Annotated in this window: 12 protein-coding genes; 9 read left to right on the forward strand and 3 right to left on the reverse strand. The window is 69.8% G+C overall.

Annotated features, from left to right (window positions below; all coding sequences use genetic code 11):
- Nucleotides 1–54 precede the first annotated feature (54 nt).
- A complete protein-coding gene (locus tag Acy02nite_RS06825) occupies nucleotides 55–1,353 on the reverse strand; it encodes a MurL-like N-terminal domain-containing (protein ID WP_486303522.1) in 1,299 nt (432 codons plus the stop codon).
- A gap of 74 nt (nucleotides 1,354–1,427) precedes the next feature.
- On the opposite strand from Acy02nite_RS06825, the gene murD reads away from it, so the two are divergent.
- The 9 genes from murD to Acy02nite_RS06870 all read left to right on the forward strand — a co-directional run bounded on the left by murD (nucleotide 1,428) and on the right by Acy02nite_RS06870 (nucleotide 14,307).
- On the forward strand, nucleotides 1,428–2,777 hold the full coding sequence (murD, locus tag Acy02nite_RS06830; RefSeq protein WP_203738957.1) for a UDP-N-acetylmuramoyl-L-alanine--D-glutamate ligase: 1,350 nt from the start codon (nucleotides 1,428–1,430) through the stop codon (nucleotides 2,775–2,777).
- Between the two features lie 1,236 nt (nucleotides 2,778–4,013).
- Nucleotides 4,014–4,919, forward strand: a complete 906-nt coding sequence (locus Acy02nite_RS06835; protein ID WP_239174375.1) for a MurR/RpiR family transcriptional regulator — start codon at nucleotides 4,014–4,016, stop codon at nucleotides 4,917–4,919.
- A 1-nt stretch (nucleotide 4,920) separates the two neighbouring features.
- The gene (locus Acy02nite_RS06840; RefSeq protein WP_239174349.1) at nucleotides 4,921–5,115 is read left to right on the forward strand and encodes a hypothetical protein; all 195 of its coding nucleotides are present in this window, start codon (nucleotides 4,921–4,923) and stop codon (nucleotides 5,113–5,115) included.
- A gap of 32 nt (nucleotides 5,116–5,147) precedes the next feature.
- The gene (gene ngcE, locus Acy02nite_RS06845; protein WP_203738959.1) at nucleotides 5,148–6,575 is read left to right on the forward strand and encodes an N-acetylglucosamine/diacetylchitobiose ABC transporter substrate-binding protein; all 1,428 of its coding nucleotides are present in this window, start codon (nucleotides 5,148–5,150) and stop codon (nucleotides 6,573–6,575) included.
- 31 nt (nucleotides 6,576–6,606) lie between these two features.
- Nucleotides 6,607–7,509, forward strand: coding sequence for a carbohydrate ABC transporter permease (locus Acy02nite_RS06850; protein ID WP_203738960.1), 903 nt, complete (start codon nucleotides 6,607–6,609; stop codon nucleotides 7,507–7,509).
- Nucleotides 7,510–7,523: 14 nt separating this feature from the next.
- Nucleotides 7,524–8,429, forward strand: coding sequence for a carbohydrate ABC transporter permease (locus tag Acy02nite_RS06855; RefSeq protein ID WP_203738961.1), 906 nt, complete (start codon nucleotides 7,524–7,526; stop codon nucleotides 8,427–8,429).
- Nucleotides 8,430–8,460: 31 nt separating this feature from the next.
- Nucleotides 8,461–10,095: a bifunctional 3'-5' exonuclease/DNA polymerase gene (locus Acy02nite_RS06860; protein WP_203738962.1), complete on the forward strand. Its 1,635-nt coding sequence runs from the start codon at nucleotides 8,461–8,463 to the stop codon at nucleotides 10,093–10,095.
- Nucleotides 10,096–10,212: 117 nt separating this feature from the next.
- The gene (metH, locus tag Acy02nite_RS06865) at nucleotides 10,213–13,812 is read left to right on the forward strand and encodes a methionine synthase (protein ID WP_203738963.1); all 3,600 of its coding nucleotides are present in this window, start codon (nucleotides 10,213–10,215) and stop codon (nucleotides 13,810–13,812) included.
- An 18-nt stretch (nucleotides 13,813–13,830) separates the two neighbouring features.
- Nucleotides 13,831–14,307, forward strand: a complete 477-nt coding sequence (locus Acy02nite_RS06870) for a gluconokinase (RefSeq protein WP_203738964.1) — start codon at nucleotides 13,831–13,833, stop codon at nucleotides 14,305–14,307.
- 32 nt (nucleotides 14,308–14,339) lie between these two features.
- Here Acy02nite_RS06870 and Acy02nite_RS06875 read toward each other — a convergent pair whose 3' ends face one another.
- Together Acy02nite_RS06875 and Acy02nite_RS06880 are read right to left on the reverse strand one after the other, a co-directional pair.
- Complete coding sequence (locus Acy02nite_RS06875) at nucleotides 14,340–15,164, reverse strand: metal-dependent hydrolase (protein ID WP_203738965.1); 825 nt, start codon at nucleotides 15,162–15,164, stop codon at nucleotides 14,340–14,342.
- Nucleotides 15,165–15,273: 109 nt separating this feature from the next.
- Nucleotides 15,274–15,672: a DUF1707 SHOCT-like domain-containing protein gene (locus tag Acy02nite_RS06880; protein WP_239174352.1), complete on the reverse strand. Its 399-nt coding sequence runs from the start codon at nucleotides 15,670–15,672 to the stop codon at nucleotides 15,274–15,276.
- Nucleotides 15,673–15,826: the final 154 nt, after the last annotated feature.

Genomic DNA, 15,826 nt, shown 5'->3' on the forward strand with positions numbered 1-15,826 from the left:
TGCCGGCCACACTCACGACCCCGCCGCGGCCCCGGTCGAGTTCCGGAACGCGCCTCAGAGGGCGTCGGTGAGGATCTTCAGGTAGGACGCCGGGATGTGGTGCTCGCCGCCCGGCGTGAACACGTTGCTGTGCGACGCGTCGTCCCACGCCGAGGCCGGCACCGCCGCCCGCAGCGCCACCAGCACCGGCGCGTCGTCGGTCAGCATCGAGAGCGCGACCAGGCACTCCTCGGCCTCGCCCACACACTCGAACGGCTTGTGCGCGTCGACCCCGAGCAGCTCCAGGAAGCCCGGCACCTGTGCCTGGTCGGCGAACAGGTCGTGCCCGAAGATGTGCGCCAGCCGCTCGCGTGGCATGTGCGGGGCCATCGCCAGGAACACGAACCGGCACTTCGGACAGTCACCGCACCACCGCGCGGTCGGGTCGTGCAGCTTGAAAGCCTTGTTACAGGACGTAACAACATCATCGTACGCTGTGTGACCGGCGAAGAGCTGCGCGATGTGCAGCTCGGAGAGCGTCCGCAGCAGCGAGAAGTACGGGTCGACCAGCCCGGTGTGCGCCGTCACGGCGTCCCGCAGAAGCCCCTCGGCGAGCACCCCCTTGGACCACTGATGGTTGACCTCGTGACCGTTCCAGATCAGGTTCGGGTCGGAGGCCGAGCGCTCGTTCGACATCACCACCGGGCCGAGCCCGTGCCAGACCGCGGTGGCGATCGCGATCAGCGAGTTGATCGCCGTGACCGGGATGTGCCCGTTCAGCGCGCCCGCCTTGTTCAGCTCGAACAGCCGCGGGTCGAGCCGGCGCCGGGCGGCCAGCGCGGGCAGGCCCGAGGCGGCGTTCACGTTCTCGATCACCGGGTTCGGGTTGACCGAGAACGGCACCGGGTCGAGCCCGGCCGCCCGCAGGATCTCCAGCGTGACGATCGAGTCCTTCCCGCCGCCGACCGCGGAGAGCGGCCGCCCGGTGACCGGGACCGGGGCCGCGGCGGGCAGCGTGCCCGGCGTCTCGACGGTCAGCTCCAGCACGTGCGGGAGCTGGTTACGGTACGCATACTCCGCGAGCCCGTCCGTGTAGATCCGGGTGAACCAGGCGGCCACCTCGGGCGCGACCGGTCGCGGCGCTTCGATCCGGGGCGGGGCGCCGACCTTGTAGTAGCTGACTCCGGCGACCACGTGCAGCAGCTCGAGGACCCGATGCAGGGTCTCCGGGCTCCGCGGCTCGGCCGGCACCGGCAGCGTGATCGTCTCGGTGAACTCCAGCGGCTCCGGCCCGTCGAGCACGTAGTCGAACGTGGCGACCCCGGTCGAGGGGTCGAACGCGTACGAGGGGAAGCGCATGACGTCGAACTGCACCCGGGAACTCCTGTCTGAGGGCCGACCGGCAATATTAATGCGGTTCCGCGAAAAGACGACCTGGGGGAGATGACGTGCGCCTGGCAGACCTGCGTGGCCGATCGGTGGCGGTCTGGGGGACCGGTCGCGAGGGCCGTGCCGCGGTCGCCGCGATCGCCGCCCACGAGCCGTCCCGCCTGATCGCCGTCAACGACGGTGCCGGCTACCTCGAGGACCCGTGGGACGACCCGCGCGCCCCTCTCGCCGGTGGCGAGCACGCCTTCGCGGCCCTGGCCAGCGCGGACGTGATCGTCCGTTCACCCGGCGTGCCGTCCACCCACCCGTTCATGGCGGACCTGCGCTCCCGCGGCATCACGATCACCGGCGGCAGCGCGCTCTGGATGGCCGACCACGCCGCGCAGACCGTGGGCGTCACCGGCAGCAAGGGCAAGAGCACCACCTCCAGCCTGATCAGCCACCTGCTGGCGGCGGTCGGGCACCCGAACGCGTACGGCGGCAACATCGGCGTCCCCCTGCTCGACCTCCCCCCGGCCGAGCTGTACGTTCTCGAGCTCTCCAGCTACCAGTGCGCCGACCTCACCGACTCCCCGCGGGTGGCCGTCGTCACGTCCCTGTTCCCGGAACACCTCGACGCCCACGGCGGCGAGCGGGAGTACTACCGGGACAAGCTCAACCTCCTCGCCCACGGTCCGGAACTGATCGTGGTCAACGGTGTCGACGAGCGCCTGCGCGACGAGCTCCGCGGCGTGACCGCCCGCGACGACGTCCCGCCCGTCCGCGCGGCTGCCGGCGACTCCCGTTTCCGGGTCGAGGACGGCCTCGTCAAGTGCGGCGACCAAGCCCTGTTCGACCGGGCGGCGTTGCAGCTCAAGGGTGCTCACAACGAGCGCAACCTGTGCGTGGCGCTGGCCGTGCTGGACGGCATGGGCGTCGACGTGATCGGCTCCCGTTCCGAGCTGGAGGCCGCGGTCCGCTCGTTCCAGGGCCTCCCGCACCGCCTGACCGAGATCGAGGACCCGTCCGGCGTCACGTTCGTCGACGACACCCTCTCCACCGCGCCCTACGCCACGATGCACGCCGTCGAGGCCTACGACGGCCGGCCACTCACCGTGCTGGTCGGCGGCACCGACCGTGGCCTCGACTACTCTCCGTTGCGAGACTTCCTCGCGTCGCGCGAACTCACAGTGATCGGCATGCCGGACAGCGGCCCGCGCATCCTGTCCGAGTTGTCCGGCCTCCCGAAGATCACCACCCACCACTCCGACGACCTCGCCGACGCCGTCCGCATCGCCCGCGCCGTCACCCCACCCGGCGGCGTCGTCCTGCTCTCCCCGGCCGCCCCGAGCTACGGCCGCTTCCGCAACTACGAACACCGCTCCGAAGCCTTCCTCGAAGCCATCGCAGCCACCGCCGGCAACGCCTGAAGAAACCTCCAAGAGCTTCCTGGATGCCCTGCGAACACCGCTCCGAAGCGATCACAGGCAAGGGCTGAAGAACACCTTCAAGAGCTTCCTTGCCTACCTCCGCTGTGGTCCGGGCCGTCGCTCCCGCGGGGACCCTTCCGGGCTGAGCAGGGCGCGGGGCGCCCAGAACGCTCAGCCCTCCAGGGCGACGTCCGTGGGTGGTCCAGCTCAAAAGGACCCCCCAACCCGCCACCATCCGCGCCCCACCCCCGGCTGGTGCCGAGGGTCGTGTTGGCGCGCGGATGGAGCCGTGAGTGCCAGCTCGCGCCGCCCGGCTGGCGTTGAGGGCTGTGGCGGTGCGTGGGTGCAGCCGTGAGTGCCAGCTCGCGCCGTCCGGCTGGCGTTGAGAGCTGTGTTGGTGCCCGGGTGGAGCCGTGAGTGCCAGCCGGGGGCGTGAGGCGCGGCTGGGCCGTGAGTCGGGCGGGCATCGCGACGGCGACGCCGCGGGCGCGGGGGCTGGGCGGCGCGGGGCTGAGTGTTGCCGGGCTGGGGCTGCGGGGGTGGGGGTTGCGGGCTGGGAGTGACGTTGTAGGTGGTGGGGGCAACGTCGCGGTAACGGTGGGGAGGGGTGGCGGTGACCGCGGCGGGCGGGGTGACGGACGCGGGACCTGCGGTTCGGCCGGGGCGACGGCGCGAGGCGGGCGGCTCACCGCCGTACCCGGAAATAATTTTGATCTTGTTTCTGGAGTAACGACGAGGTTTCGCGGAGTCACCTGAACCGGCCGATCGGCCCATGATCAGATGGCTGTTCGGGAGCGGTCGACCTGCCCGAAAGGACTACGGCAAAACGGGCGCAAGCTGGACATGTGATGGCGGCCACGCCGTAAGGGTCATTCCAGGATCGATGACCGTCATCCGACCCCGCCGAAACACGGGTTAATCAGCCCAGCTCAGGTAACGGTTTGAAAACTTCACCCACAGTCTTGACACAGGGGGGCCTTTAGTAAGAACTTTTACCGCGACAGTAAACAGTCCTTCCTGAAGGGGTGTCCGATGGCTGAGCCGGAGATGGACGGCGCCGCGCAGACCGCGGTCGCGTTCTCGCCGGCCCGCGACCTGGCTGCCCCCAGTGGGAGCGACCAGACCATGCGGGACCGGCTTGAGCAGGGATTGTGGTCCCGGAGTGAGTCCCGCAACCGCATCGACAGCGGGCGCGCCGAGAACGGGCGTGCCGAGAAGGACGCCGGGCGCACCGAGATGCCGGACCACGGTCGTACCGCGAATGAAAAAAGCGACCAAGGCGTTCTGGTCAGGGTCCGCACGCAGCTGACGGAGTTCACCGGCGCCCTGCAGCGGGTCGCCGAGCAGGTCCTCGCGGATCCCGCGGCGGCCTCCCGGGCGACCATCGTCGAGCTGGCCGAGCGGTCCGGGACCTCGCCGGCGACGGTGACCCGGTTCTGCCGGGCGCTCGGGTTCGACGGCTACGCGGATCTGCGGCTGGGCATCGCCGCCGAGACCGGGCGCGCCCGGCTCTCCGGCTGGACGGTGGACATCGGCCGGGAGATCCAGCCCAACGACCCCCTGGAGCGGGTGCTCGGCCAGATCATGGCCGCCGACACCAGGGCCATGCACGACACCGCCTCGCTGCTGGACCTGGCCGAGGTGGATCGGGCCGCGGTGGCGATCGCCGGCGCGGCCCGGGTGAACATCTTCGGCGCCAGCGGCAGCGCGCTGGTCGGCGAGGAGATGCAGTTCAGTCTGCACCGCATCGGCATCCCGGTGTGGGCCTGGACCGACGTGCACAACGGCCTGGCCAGCGCTGCGCTGTCCCGGCCCGGCGACGTCGCGCTCGGCATCTCGCACAGCGGCGAGACCGGCGAGACGATCGAGATGCTCGCGGAGGCGAGCAGCCGGGGCGCCACCACCATCGCGCTCACCAGCTTCCCGCGTTCCCCGCTGGCCGAGCTCGCCGACATCGTCCTGCTCACCGCCACCCAGGCCACCACCTTCCGGCCGGACGCGCTCTCCGCGCGGCATCCGCAGCTGGTGGTCCTGGACCTGCTGTACGTCGCCGTCGCGCAGCGGACCCACGAACGCTCGCACGCCGCCTTCCAGCGGACCGCGCAGGCGGTTCACGGGCACAAAGCGGTGAAGGACGTCTGACATGCGCAACCACATGCTCGACAGCCCGGCTCAGCACCACCAGGCCGAGCAGTCGCAGATCCGAACGGCACGCGGTACCGCCTGGGGGCCCCTCATGGCCGGTGCGATCATCACGTCCCTGCCTGTGGTGATCTTCTTCCTGTCGATCCAGCGGAACATCGCCACCGTGCTGACCGCCGGCGCAGTCAAGGGCTGAACCAACTCCTGTCACACCCTGAAAGGACATCGATGTCTGAGATAACGACTTCCCGTCGTACCCTGCTCCGCCGCGCCGCTGCGGTGGGCCTGGTGGCCGCTCCGGGCGTGAGCTTCCTGAGCGCCTGTGCCGGCTCCGACGACAGTGGCGACACCTCCAAGCAGGCGACCGGCACCAAGTCGGCCGACAACCCGCTGGGTATCGACCCGAAGGCCGGCGTCGAGATCGTCATCTTCGACGGTGGTCTCGGCACCAAGTACGCCACCGACGTCGACACCCCGCTCTTCAACAAGAAGTGGCCGGACGCCAAGATCACGTACTCGGCCACCCAGCAGGTCGCGACGACGATCAAGCCGCGCCTCAACGCCGGCTCGGCGCCTGACATGATCAACAACTCCGGCTCCGACATCATGGACTTCGGCGCCATCGTGAAGGCCGGCCAGGCGGCCGACCTGAGCGACCTGTTCGCCGCCCCGTCGCTGGACATCGCGGGCAAGACCGTGGCCGAGACCCTGGTCCCGGGCGCGGTGCAGCAGGGCACCTACGACGGCAAGCCGTTCGCGGTGAACTACTCCTTCACCGTCTTCGGCCTCTGGTACAACAAGAAGCTGTTCGACAAGAACAGCTGGACCGTCCCGACCACCTGGACGGACTTCACCGCGCTGCTCGACAAGATCAAGGCGGCCGGCGTCACGCCGTTCGGCTACGCGGGCGCCAACGCGTCGTACTACATGGTTCGCGCGCTCCTGACCAGCGCCGCGAAGATCGGCACCGAGCAGGTGCTGAAGGACATCGACAACCTGAAGCCGGGCGCCTGGACGAACGACGCCATCATGCAGGCCGCCAAGGCCTGGGGCGAGGTCGGCAACAAGTACATCGACAAGTCCTTCCTGGGTCTCAAGCACACCGAGGTCCAGCTGCAGCAGGACCAGGACAAGGTCGCCTTCTACCCGTGCGGCTCGTGGCTGGAGAACGAGCAGGCGGCCAGCACCCCGGCCGGTTTCGAGTACGCGATGATGGCGTTCCCGAGCGTCACCGCGGCGGACAAGCTCCCGGCGACCGCGATCAACGCCGCGGCCGGCGAGATCTACTTCGCGGCGGCCAAGAGCAAGAACCCGCAGGGTGGCAAGGAGTACCTGCGGACGATGCTCTCCAAGGAAGCGGCGCTGGAGTTCACCAAGCTCACCAAGTCGCTGACCGTGGTGGCGGGCGCGGCCGACGGCGTGACCATCAGCCCCGGCCTGACCAGCGCGAACGACGCCCTGAGCAAGGCCGGCCAGGACGTCTTCATGGGTTACCTCTTCGACACCTGGTACAAGAAGCTGGACGACGCCTCCCGCGAGGCCGTCAACCAGCTGATGTTCAAGGGCGGCGACGCGAAGAAGTTCTGCGACACCATGGAGGCCGCTTCGCAGGCCGTTGCGAAGGACTCCTCGATCACCAAGTTCACCCGTTCCTGATCCGTCCTTTTCACACCCCGAGGTAGGCGTCATGCGGCACGGCAAGTATCCCTTCATCATCGGTTTCCTTGTCGTGCCGCTGGCGCTCTATCTGGTGTTCGTGGTCGGCGCCTACCTGCAGATGTTCCAGCTGTCCTTCACGGACTGGTCGGGCTTCGGCAGCTTCAACTACGTCGGCTTCGACAACTTCGCCAAGCTCTGGGACGACCCGGTCTTCTGGATCGCCCTGCGGCACAACGTCTACATCCTGATCGCGATGCCGATCGTGACCATCGCGATCGCCCTGTTCTTCGCCTTCCTGCTGAACGTCGGCGGCAAGAGCAAGGGCGGCACGACCCAGGGCGTCTGGGGCTCCAAGGTCTACCGGGTCGTCTTCTTCTTCCCGCAGCTGCTGGCCCTGGCCATCGTCGCGGTGATCTTCGGCCGGGTGTTCGGCTCGGACCGCAGCGGCATGCTCAACGGCCTCTTCCCGGATTCCTGGTCGCCGTGGCTGTTCCTGGCCGACGAGCGCTGGGCGCTGATCTGCATCGCGATCGTGCTGATCTGGCAGCAGATCGGCTTCTACGTGGTCCTCTTCTCGGCCGGCATGGGCTCGATCGGGCAGGACATCTACGAGGCCGCGGCGCTGGACGGCGCGACCAAGGTGACGCTGTTCTTCCGGATCACGCTGCCGCTGCTGTGGGACACCCTGCAGGTCGCCTGGGTCTACCTGGGCATCGCCGCCTTCGACCTGTTCGCCCTGGTCAACATCATGTCGGTGAACAAGGGCGGGCCGAACAACGCGACCCAGGTGCTGAGCTACCAGATCTACCTGAACGCCTTCCAGAACTCGCAGGCCGGGTACGCCTCCGCGATCGGCGTGGTGCTGTTCTTCCTCACCCTGACGTTCGCAGCCCTGACCCTGCGGGTCACCCGCCGCGACGCCGTCGCCTGATCGCGGAGTTAGCCATGACGAACCTCGTTACCAACGCCCCCGCGGTCGCCAGCCGGCCCGCCCCCGCCGTCCGCAAGACCGGCAAGGTCAACCCGCTCAACGGGGTCGCGCACATCGCGCTGTTCCTCTGGGCGCTCGCCACCGCCGGCCCGCTGATCTGGGTGCTGCTCGCCTCGTTCAAGAGCAACACCGAGATCTTCCTGGGCAAGCCGTTCGCGCTGCCGGAGCACTTCTCCCTCAAGACGTACACCGATGCCTGGACCGAGGCGCACATCGGGCAGTACTTCATCAACAGCATCATCGTGGTCGCCATCAGCACGGCCGGCACCATGCTGCTCGGCTCGATGGCCGCGTACGTGCTGGCCCGGTACCGCTTCCCGGGCAACCGGGCGATCTACTACCTGTTCGTCTCCGGCCTGGCGTTCCCGACGTTCATGGCGCTCGCGCCGATCTTCGGCATCGTCAAGAGCCTGGGCCTGCTGAACACGTTCACCGGCCTCATCCTGGTGTACATCGCGTACTCGCTGTCGTTCACGGTGTTCTTCCTGACCGCGTTCTTCCGCACGCTGCCGCACGAGATCGACGAGGCGGCGCTGGTCGACGGGGCCGGGCACCTGCGGCGGTTCTTCCAGGTGATGATGCCGATGGCGAAGTCCGGCCTGATCAGCATCACGATCTTCAACATCGTCGGCCAGTGGAACCAGTACCTGCTGCCCGTGGTGATCATGCAGGGTGCGGGCTCGGACTCGAACTGGGTGCTCACCCAGGGCATCGCGAACATCAGCGTCCAGGCCGGTTACCACGCCGAGTGGTCGACGCTGTTCGCCGCCCTGACCCTGTCGATCATCCCGATGATCATCGTCTACGCGATCTTCCAGCGGCAGATCCAGGCCGGTCTCACCGCGGGCGCGGTCAAGTAGTTCTGTCGTACCCCGAGAGCAGAATGACCATGTGCTGGTAGCGGTTCTCCCTGACGGCCGGCTCCAGGATCTGGATGCCGGCGGGCGGCCGGTCGGAGCGCCTCATCGGGCGCCCGACCTGCCGGCGGCCATCGCCGCGCGCGAGGCCGCCGAGCAGCCGCGCTGGGTGTGGCCGGCCACCGCCGACATCTACCCGGCGTTGCTGCGCGCCGGGGTCCGGGTCGCCCGCTGTCACGACCTCGAACTCACCGAGGCCCTTCTGCTGGGACATGCCGGGCGCTGGGGCGAGCCACGGGGGCTCGCCGCGGCCTCCGCCCGGCTGCGCGGGCTTCCCGTCCCGCCCGATCACGCCCGGCCCGACGCCGAGCCGCCTGGTTTCAGCCAGGGCGCGCTGTTCGAGACGTCCGCGCCGAGCCCGGTCGACATCGAGGACCTGATCGAGGTGTACGCGGATCAGCAGCGCCGCCTCGCGCTGACCGAGTACCCGGGCCGCTTCCGGATGCTGGTGGCCGCCGAGTCCGCCGGCTCCCTGATCGCCGCGGAGATGGGCCACACCGGGCTGCCCTGGCGCGCCGACGTGCACGACCAGTTGTTGCGCGAGCTGCTCGGCCCGCCCCAGCCGATGGGCCCGCCGCGCCGCCTCGCCGAGCTGACCGCCGAGATCAACGAGGCGTTCGGCACCCACGGCCTGCATCCGGACCTGCCGGCCGAGGTGGTCCGCGCGTTCGCCAGGGCCGGCATCCAGATCCCGAACACCCGCCGCTGGGTGCTGCGCCAGGTCGACCACCCGGCGGTCCGCCCGCTGCTGGAGTTCAAGGAGCTCTACCGGCTCTGGACCGCCAACGGCTGGTCCTGGCTCGACTCCTGGGTCCGCGACGGCCGCTTCCACCCGGAGTATGTGCTGGGCAACGTCGTCTCCGGCCGCTGGGGCGCCCGTGGCGGCGGCGCCCTGCAGGTGCCGAAGGTGGTCCGGCGTGCGGTGATCGCCGACCCGGGCTGGCGGTTCGTGGTCGCCGACGCCGGCCAGCTCGAGCCCCGGGTGCTCGCCGCGGTCTCCGGCGACCACCGGCTGGCCCGGGCCGCCGCTGCGGGCGACCTCTACGCCGCGCTCGCCCGCGACTCGTTCGACGGCGACCGCGCCAAGGCCAAGGTCGCCCTGATCGGCGCCATGTACGGGCAGACCGGCGGCGACGCGATCCCGGCCCTGGCCGTGCTCCGCCGGCACTACCCGACCGCCTTCGACTACGTCGAGCAGGCCGCCCGGGTGGGGGAGAACGGCGGGCTGGTCCGTTCCTGGCTGGGCCGCACCTGCCCGCCGGTGTCCGCCCCGCGCGACGCCGGCCTGGATCCCCCGGACGAGGCGGCGCCACCACCCGGACGGGCGAGGGGCCGGTTCACCCGGAACTTCGTGATCCAGTCCACGGCTGCCGAGTGGGCGCTGATCCTGCTCGCCACGCTGCGCACCGCGCTGGCCGGCACCGATGCCGAGCTGGTCCTGTTCGTGCACGACGAGGTGGTCGTGCACTGCCCCGCGGAGCAGGCACAGCAGGTCGCCGAGGCGGTCCGGGAGTGCGCCACGCGGGCCGGGCGGATGCTTTTCGGCGCCAGCGAGGTGCGGTTCCCGCTCGACGTCTCAGAGGTTGGTTCCTACGCCGACGCGAAGTGAGGAAGTGGGTAAAGTTGGTGGTCCGGCCGAGAGGCGCTGCAGCGGGACAACCCGTCACGCTCGACCGGTGATCAACCCGAACCAAGGGCGCCTCCGACTTCTCTCGGAGGTGTACCCGTGACTCAGACCGTCACCACGCTGCGCGAACTCCTCGCCGAGCGGGTTCTGGTGCTGGATGGCGCCGCCGGCACGATGCTGCAGGGCGCCCGGCTCACCCCCGCCGACTACCGCGCCGAGCTCATCCCGGCCGACCACGAGCAGGACGTCACGGGCGACCCCGACCTGCTGAACCTGACCCGCCCGGACGTGATCCTCGACATCCACCGGCAGTACCTGGCGGCCGGCGCCGACATCATCACGACGAACACCTTCACCGCGACCACCATCGCCCAGGCCGACTACGGGCTGGAGCACCTGGTGCCCGAGATGAACGTGCGGGCCGCGCGGCTGGCCCGGCAGGCCGCCGACGAGGCGGAGGCCGCCGACGGACGGCGCCGGTTCGTGGCCGGTGACGTCGGGCCGCTGAACGTGACGCTGTCACTGTCACCCAAGGTCGACGACCCGGCCTACCGTGCCGTCACGTTCGATCAGGTCAAGACGGCGTACGCGCAGCAGATCTCGGCCCTTGCCGAAGGCGGTGTCGACCTGATCATGGTGGAGACCGTCTTCGACACGCTGAACGCCAAGGCGGCGATCGCGGCGGCCCACGAGGTCGCCCCCGAGCTGCCGCTCTGGGTCTCGGTCACCATCGTCGACCTCTCCGGCCGCACGCTCTCCGGGCAGACCGTGGAGGCCTTCTGGCGCTCGATCGAGCGGGCCCGTCCGCTGGTCGTCGGGCTGAACTGCGCGCTCGGCGCGGCCGAGGCCCGCCCGCACGTGGCCGAGCTGGCCCGCCTGTCGGACACGTTCGTCGCCGCCCACCCGAACGCCGGCCTGCCGAACGCGTTCGGCGGCTACGACCAGACGCCCGAGGAGACCGGCGCCCTGATCGGCGAGTTCGCCGCGTCCGGCCTGGTCAACATCGTCGGCGGCTGCTGCGGCACCACGCCGCCGCACATCGCCGAGGTCGCGCGCGCGGTCCGGGACGCCACGCCCCGGACCATCGACCCGCCCGCGCCGACCACCCGGTTCAGCGGCCTGGAGCCGTTCGCGATCGGGCCGGACACCGGCTTCGTCATGATCGGCGAGCGGACCAACGTGACCGGCTCGGCCAAGTTCCGCCGGCTCATCGAGGCCGACGACTACCAGGCCGCCGTCGACGTGGCGCTGGACCAGGTCCGTGGCGGCGCGAACCTGCTCGACGTGAACATGGACGCCGACCTGCTCGACAGTGAGCGCGCGATGACCACGTTCCTCAACCTGATCGCGACCGAGCCCGAGGTGGCCCGGATCCCCATCATGATCGACAGCTCGAAGTGGAACGTGCTCGAGGCCGGCCTCAAGTGCGTGCAGGGCAAGGGCGTGGTGAACTCGATCAGCCTCAAGGAGGGTGAGGAGAGCTTCCTGGCGCAGGCCCGCCGGATCCGCGACTTCGGCGCCGGCGTGGTCGTGATGGCCTTCGACGAGCAGGGCCAGGCCGACACGGCCGACCGCAAGGTCGAGATCTGCGGCCGGGCCTACGACCTGCTGGTCGGGGACGGCTTCGACCCGACCGACATCATCTTCGACCCGAACGTGCTCGCCGTCGCCACCGGCATCGCCGAGCACAACGGGTACGCGAAGGCGTTCCTCGAGGCCCTCCCGCGGATCAAGCAGCGCTGCCCGGGCGCCCGCACCAGCGGCGGCATCTCCAACCTGTCGTTCGCGTTCCGCGGCAACGACATCGTCCGTGAGGCGATGCACTCGGCCTTCCTGTTCTACGCGGTCCAGGCCGGGCTGGACATGGGCATCGTCAACGCCGGTCAGCTCGCCGTCTACCAGGACATCCCGGCCGACCTGCTGGAGCTGGTCGAGGACGTGCTCTTCGACCGCCGGCCGGACGCCACCGACCGGCTGGTCACCTTCGCCTCCACGGTCACCGGCAGCGGCGCCAAGCGCGAGGTCGACCTGTCCTGGCGCGAGGCGCCCGTCGAGGAACGGCTCAGCCACGCGCTCGTGCACGGCATCGTCGACTTCATCGAGGCGGACACCGAGGAGGCCCGGCTGAAGCTGCCCCGGGCGCTCGACGTGATCGAGGGCCCGCTGATGGACGGCATGGGCATCGTCGGCGACCTCTTCGGCTCCGGCAAGATGTTCCTGCCCCAGGTGGTCAAGAGCGCTCGCGTGATGAAGCGCTCGGTGGCCTACCTGCTGCCGTACATGGAGAAGGAGAAGACCGAGGGCTCCCGCGGCCAGGGCAAGGTCGTGCTGGCCACGGTCAAGGGCGACGTCCACGACATCGGCAAGAACATCGTCGGCGTGGTGCTGGGCTGCAACAACTACGAGGTGATCGACCTCGGGGTGATGGTCCCGACCGCCAAGATCCTGGACACCGCGATCGCCGAGGGCGCCGACGCGATCGGCCTGTCCGGCCTGATCACCCCGTCGCTGGACGAGATGGTGGCGGTCGGCGCCGAGATGCAGCGCCGCGGGCTCAAGCTGCCGCTGCTGATCGGCGGGGCGACCACCTCGAAGCAGCACACCGCGGTGCGGATCGCCCCGGCGTACGACGGCTCGACCGTTCACGTCCTGGACGCGTCCCGCGTTGTCGGCGTCGTCGGCGACCTGCTCGACGCCGACCGCGCGGTGACGCTCGACGAGGCGAACCGCGCCGAGCAGGAGCGCCTGCGCGAGGCGCACGAGAAACGGCACGCCCAGCCGCTGCTCACCCTGGCGCAGGCCCGGGCGAACCGGGAGCGGGTCGACTTCGGCGACCTGCCGGTGCCCGCGTTCACCGGGGTCCGCGAGGTCCAGCCGACCATCGCCGAGCTGCGCGAGATGATCGACTGGCAGTTCCTGTTCCTGGCCTGGGAACTCAAGGGCAAGTACCCGGCGATCCTCAAGGAGCCGGTCGCCAAGGAACTCTTCGACGACGCCAACGCGATGCTCGACAAGATCATCGCGGACGGGTCGTTCCAGGCGCGCGGCCTCTACGCGTTCTGGCCCGCGCACAGCGACGGCGACGACATCCTGCTGGAGAACGGGCGCGGCTTCCCGATGCTGCGGCAGCAGACCGAGAAGCCGGCCGGCCGGGCCAACCGCTGCCTGGCCGACTACATCGCCCCAGAGGGCGACCACCTCGGCGGTTTCGCCGTGGCGATCCACGGCGCCGAGAAGCTCGCCAAGAGGTACGAGGACGAGCAGGACGACTACAAGGCCATCATGGTCAAGGCCCTGGCCGACCGGCTGGCCGAGGCCTTCGCCGAATACCTGCACCTCAAGGCGCGCCGCGACTGGTTCGAGCCCGGCTCGCAGCCCAAGCTCGAGGATCTGCACGCCGAGCGCTTCCGCGGCATCCGCCCGGCCCTGGGCTACCCGGCGAGCCCCGACCACAGCGAGAAGAAGGACCTGTTCCAGCTGCTCGACACCGGCCGGATCGGGGTGGCGCTGACCGAGTCGTTCGCGATGACCCCGGCCGCGGCGGTCAGCGGCCTGATCTTCGCCCACCCCGACGCGAAGTACTTCACCGTCGGGCGACTGGGTAAGGATCAGGTCGAGGACTACGCCGCCCGGCGTGGCATGCCGGTCGCCGAGGTGGAACGCTGGCTGCGGCCGAACCTGGCCTACTCGATCGACTGACGTACAGGGGGAACGCGAATGGTGCCGATCGTGGTCATGGGAGTCACCGGCTGTGGCAAGAGCACGATCGGCAAGGCCCTGGCCGAGCGGCTCGGTGTGCCCTACTCCGAGGCCGACGACTTCCACCCGGCGGCGAACGTGGCCAAGATGCACAGCGGGGTGCCCCTGACCGACGGGGACCGGGCGCCCTGGCTGGCCGCCATCGCGTCCTCCCTCGGCCCCGGTGACCTCGTCGTGTCCTGCTCGGCGCTCAAACGGGCGTACCGGGACGTGCTCCGCGCCGGAAACCCGGACGCTTACTTCGTCCACCTGGTGCTGACGCCGGAGACGGCGACTGCCCGGGTCAGCGGACGGGCCGGGCACTTCATGCCGAGCACGCTGGTGGCGTCGCAGTTCGCGATCCTGGAGCCGCTCGGCGACGACGAGAACGGGATCGGCGTCGACGCGACACTGGCCGTGGAGAAGATCGTGGAGAAGGTGCTGAGCCGGCTCTGACGGGCCGGCTCCCTCGTACCCGCCTCAGGTTCCTACTTCGAGGCCCACACGTCTAGGTTCAGGCGTTCCAGCAGGGCCGGGGCGAACAGCCCGACCAGCGACACGCACGAGATGATCGTGAAGGCGGTGGTCAGGACGACCGTCTCGGTCTTGCCGCCGACCTTCACGGCGAACTTGTTCGGGATGCCGACCATGCGCCACATCCGGTTGCGGCCGGTCGGGATCGGCCAGAAGATCGGCACGCCGTTCTTCGTGATCATGTCGCCGAGCAGGTGCACCACGCAGCCCGCGCCGACCGCGAAACCGAGCAGCGGATAACCGCGGTCACCGGGCAGGTTTGCCGCGGTGAACCAGGCGATGCCGCCCGCCGCGAGCGTGACGATCAGCCAGCCGGCCCGCTCCGCCCACTTCTCGAACAGGCCGCGCAGCGCCAGGCCGGCCATGAAGAAGATGATGCCGACCACCGCCCACTTGCCGTAGTGCGCGGCCAGCGCGGTGGTGCCCCAGCCGACCAGCCCGGCGAACGGCAGCGTGTGCGTGAACGTCCGGTGCCCGTGGTCACGCCTCGGGTCGCGCTTCTGCCGCGTCGCCGCGTAGATCCCGAGCGAGATCTTCTCGATCACCTCGGCGACGAACAGCGAGAACACGCCGAACGTCCGGGCCACGGTGGCGCCGCCCTGATTGGTGGTCACCTTGCCGGAGAGATCGAAATCGGGCAGCAACGCGCCGCCGGCGGCCATCGCCGTGCCCACGCCGATCATCAGCGGCGTCTGGTGATAGTCAGCGAACTGGTCGAGCGCCCAGCTGCCGGCCAGCCAGGCGGCCGCCCCCGACAGTGCGTGCGACGGACCCATCATGTGCGTCGTCCCTCCCCGAACAAACTGCGACACTGTCGCAGAGGCGGGGATGAAGATCAACGACCGAGGCGTCCACAGCGGAGTGGAGTCGGCCACCCGACACTTGCGGCTAGTGCCGCAGCTGCAGCCGGTGGGTGCGGCGGAACTCGTACCGCCCGGATCGGGCGTGCCGGACAAGGCCCATCACCAGGAAGAACAGCGGGAACGCGGGCCAGAAGAACGGTGCCCCGGAGAGCACCCAGAGGGCCACGAGAACACCCGCGAGAATCAGGACGAAACTGGCATGCCGCTGCACCGACCGGCGTGTCGCGGGCGGGCGCCGCGCCGGCAGATCGCTCGTCAGCGCCGCCAGTTCGTCGCGGAACCTCGCCGCGTACGCGGCACCCAGCCGCTCCTCGCCCTCGTCCAGAGTCAGCCGGCCCTCGCCCATCGCGGCACGCAGGATCTCGGCGATCTGCTCGCGCTCCGAGTCGGAGGTCCGCAGCCGGGTCACTTGTTCGGGATACACGATGTCCTCCTCGGCGGTTCTGCTCCCTCCAGGTTCCGCGCCGGGCGAGGTCGCGGCGTCGGCCCGGCGACGCATCCGGGCGCGGTGCAAATCAAGATCAATCACCTTTCCCGTACGACCGGGGGAGTAGGAGCCCCGCGGAATTACTCCCGTG

This window comes from Actinoplanes cyaneus (genome assembly GCF_016862095.1).
GTDB classification, from domain to species: domain Bacteria; phylum Actinomycetota; class Actinomycetes; order Mycobacteriales; family Micromonosporaceae; genus Actinoplanes; species Actinoplanes cyaneus.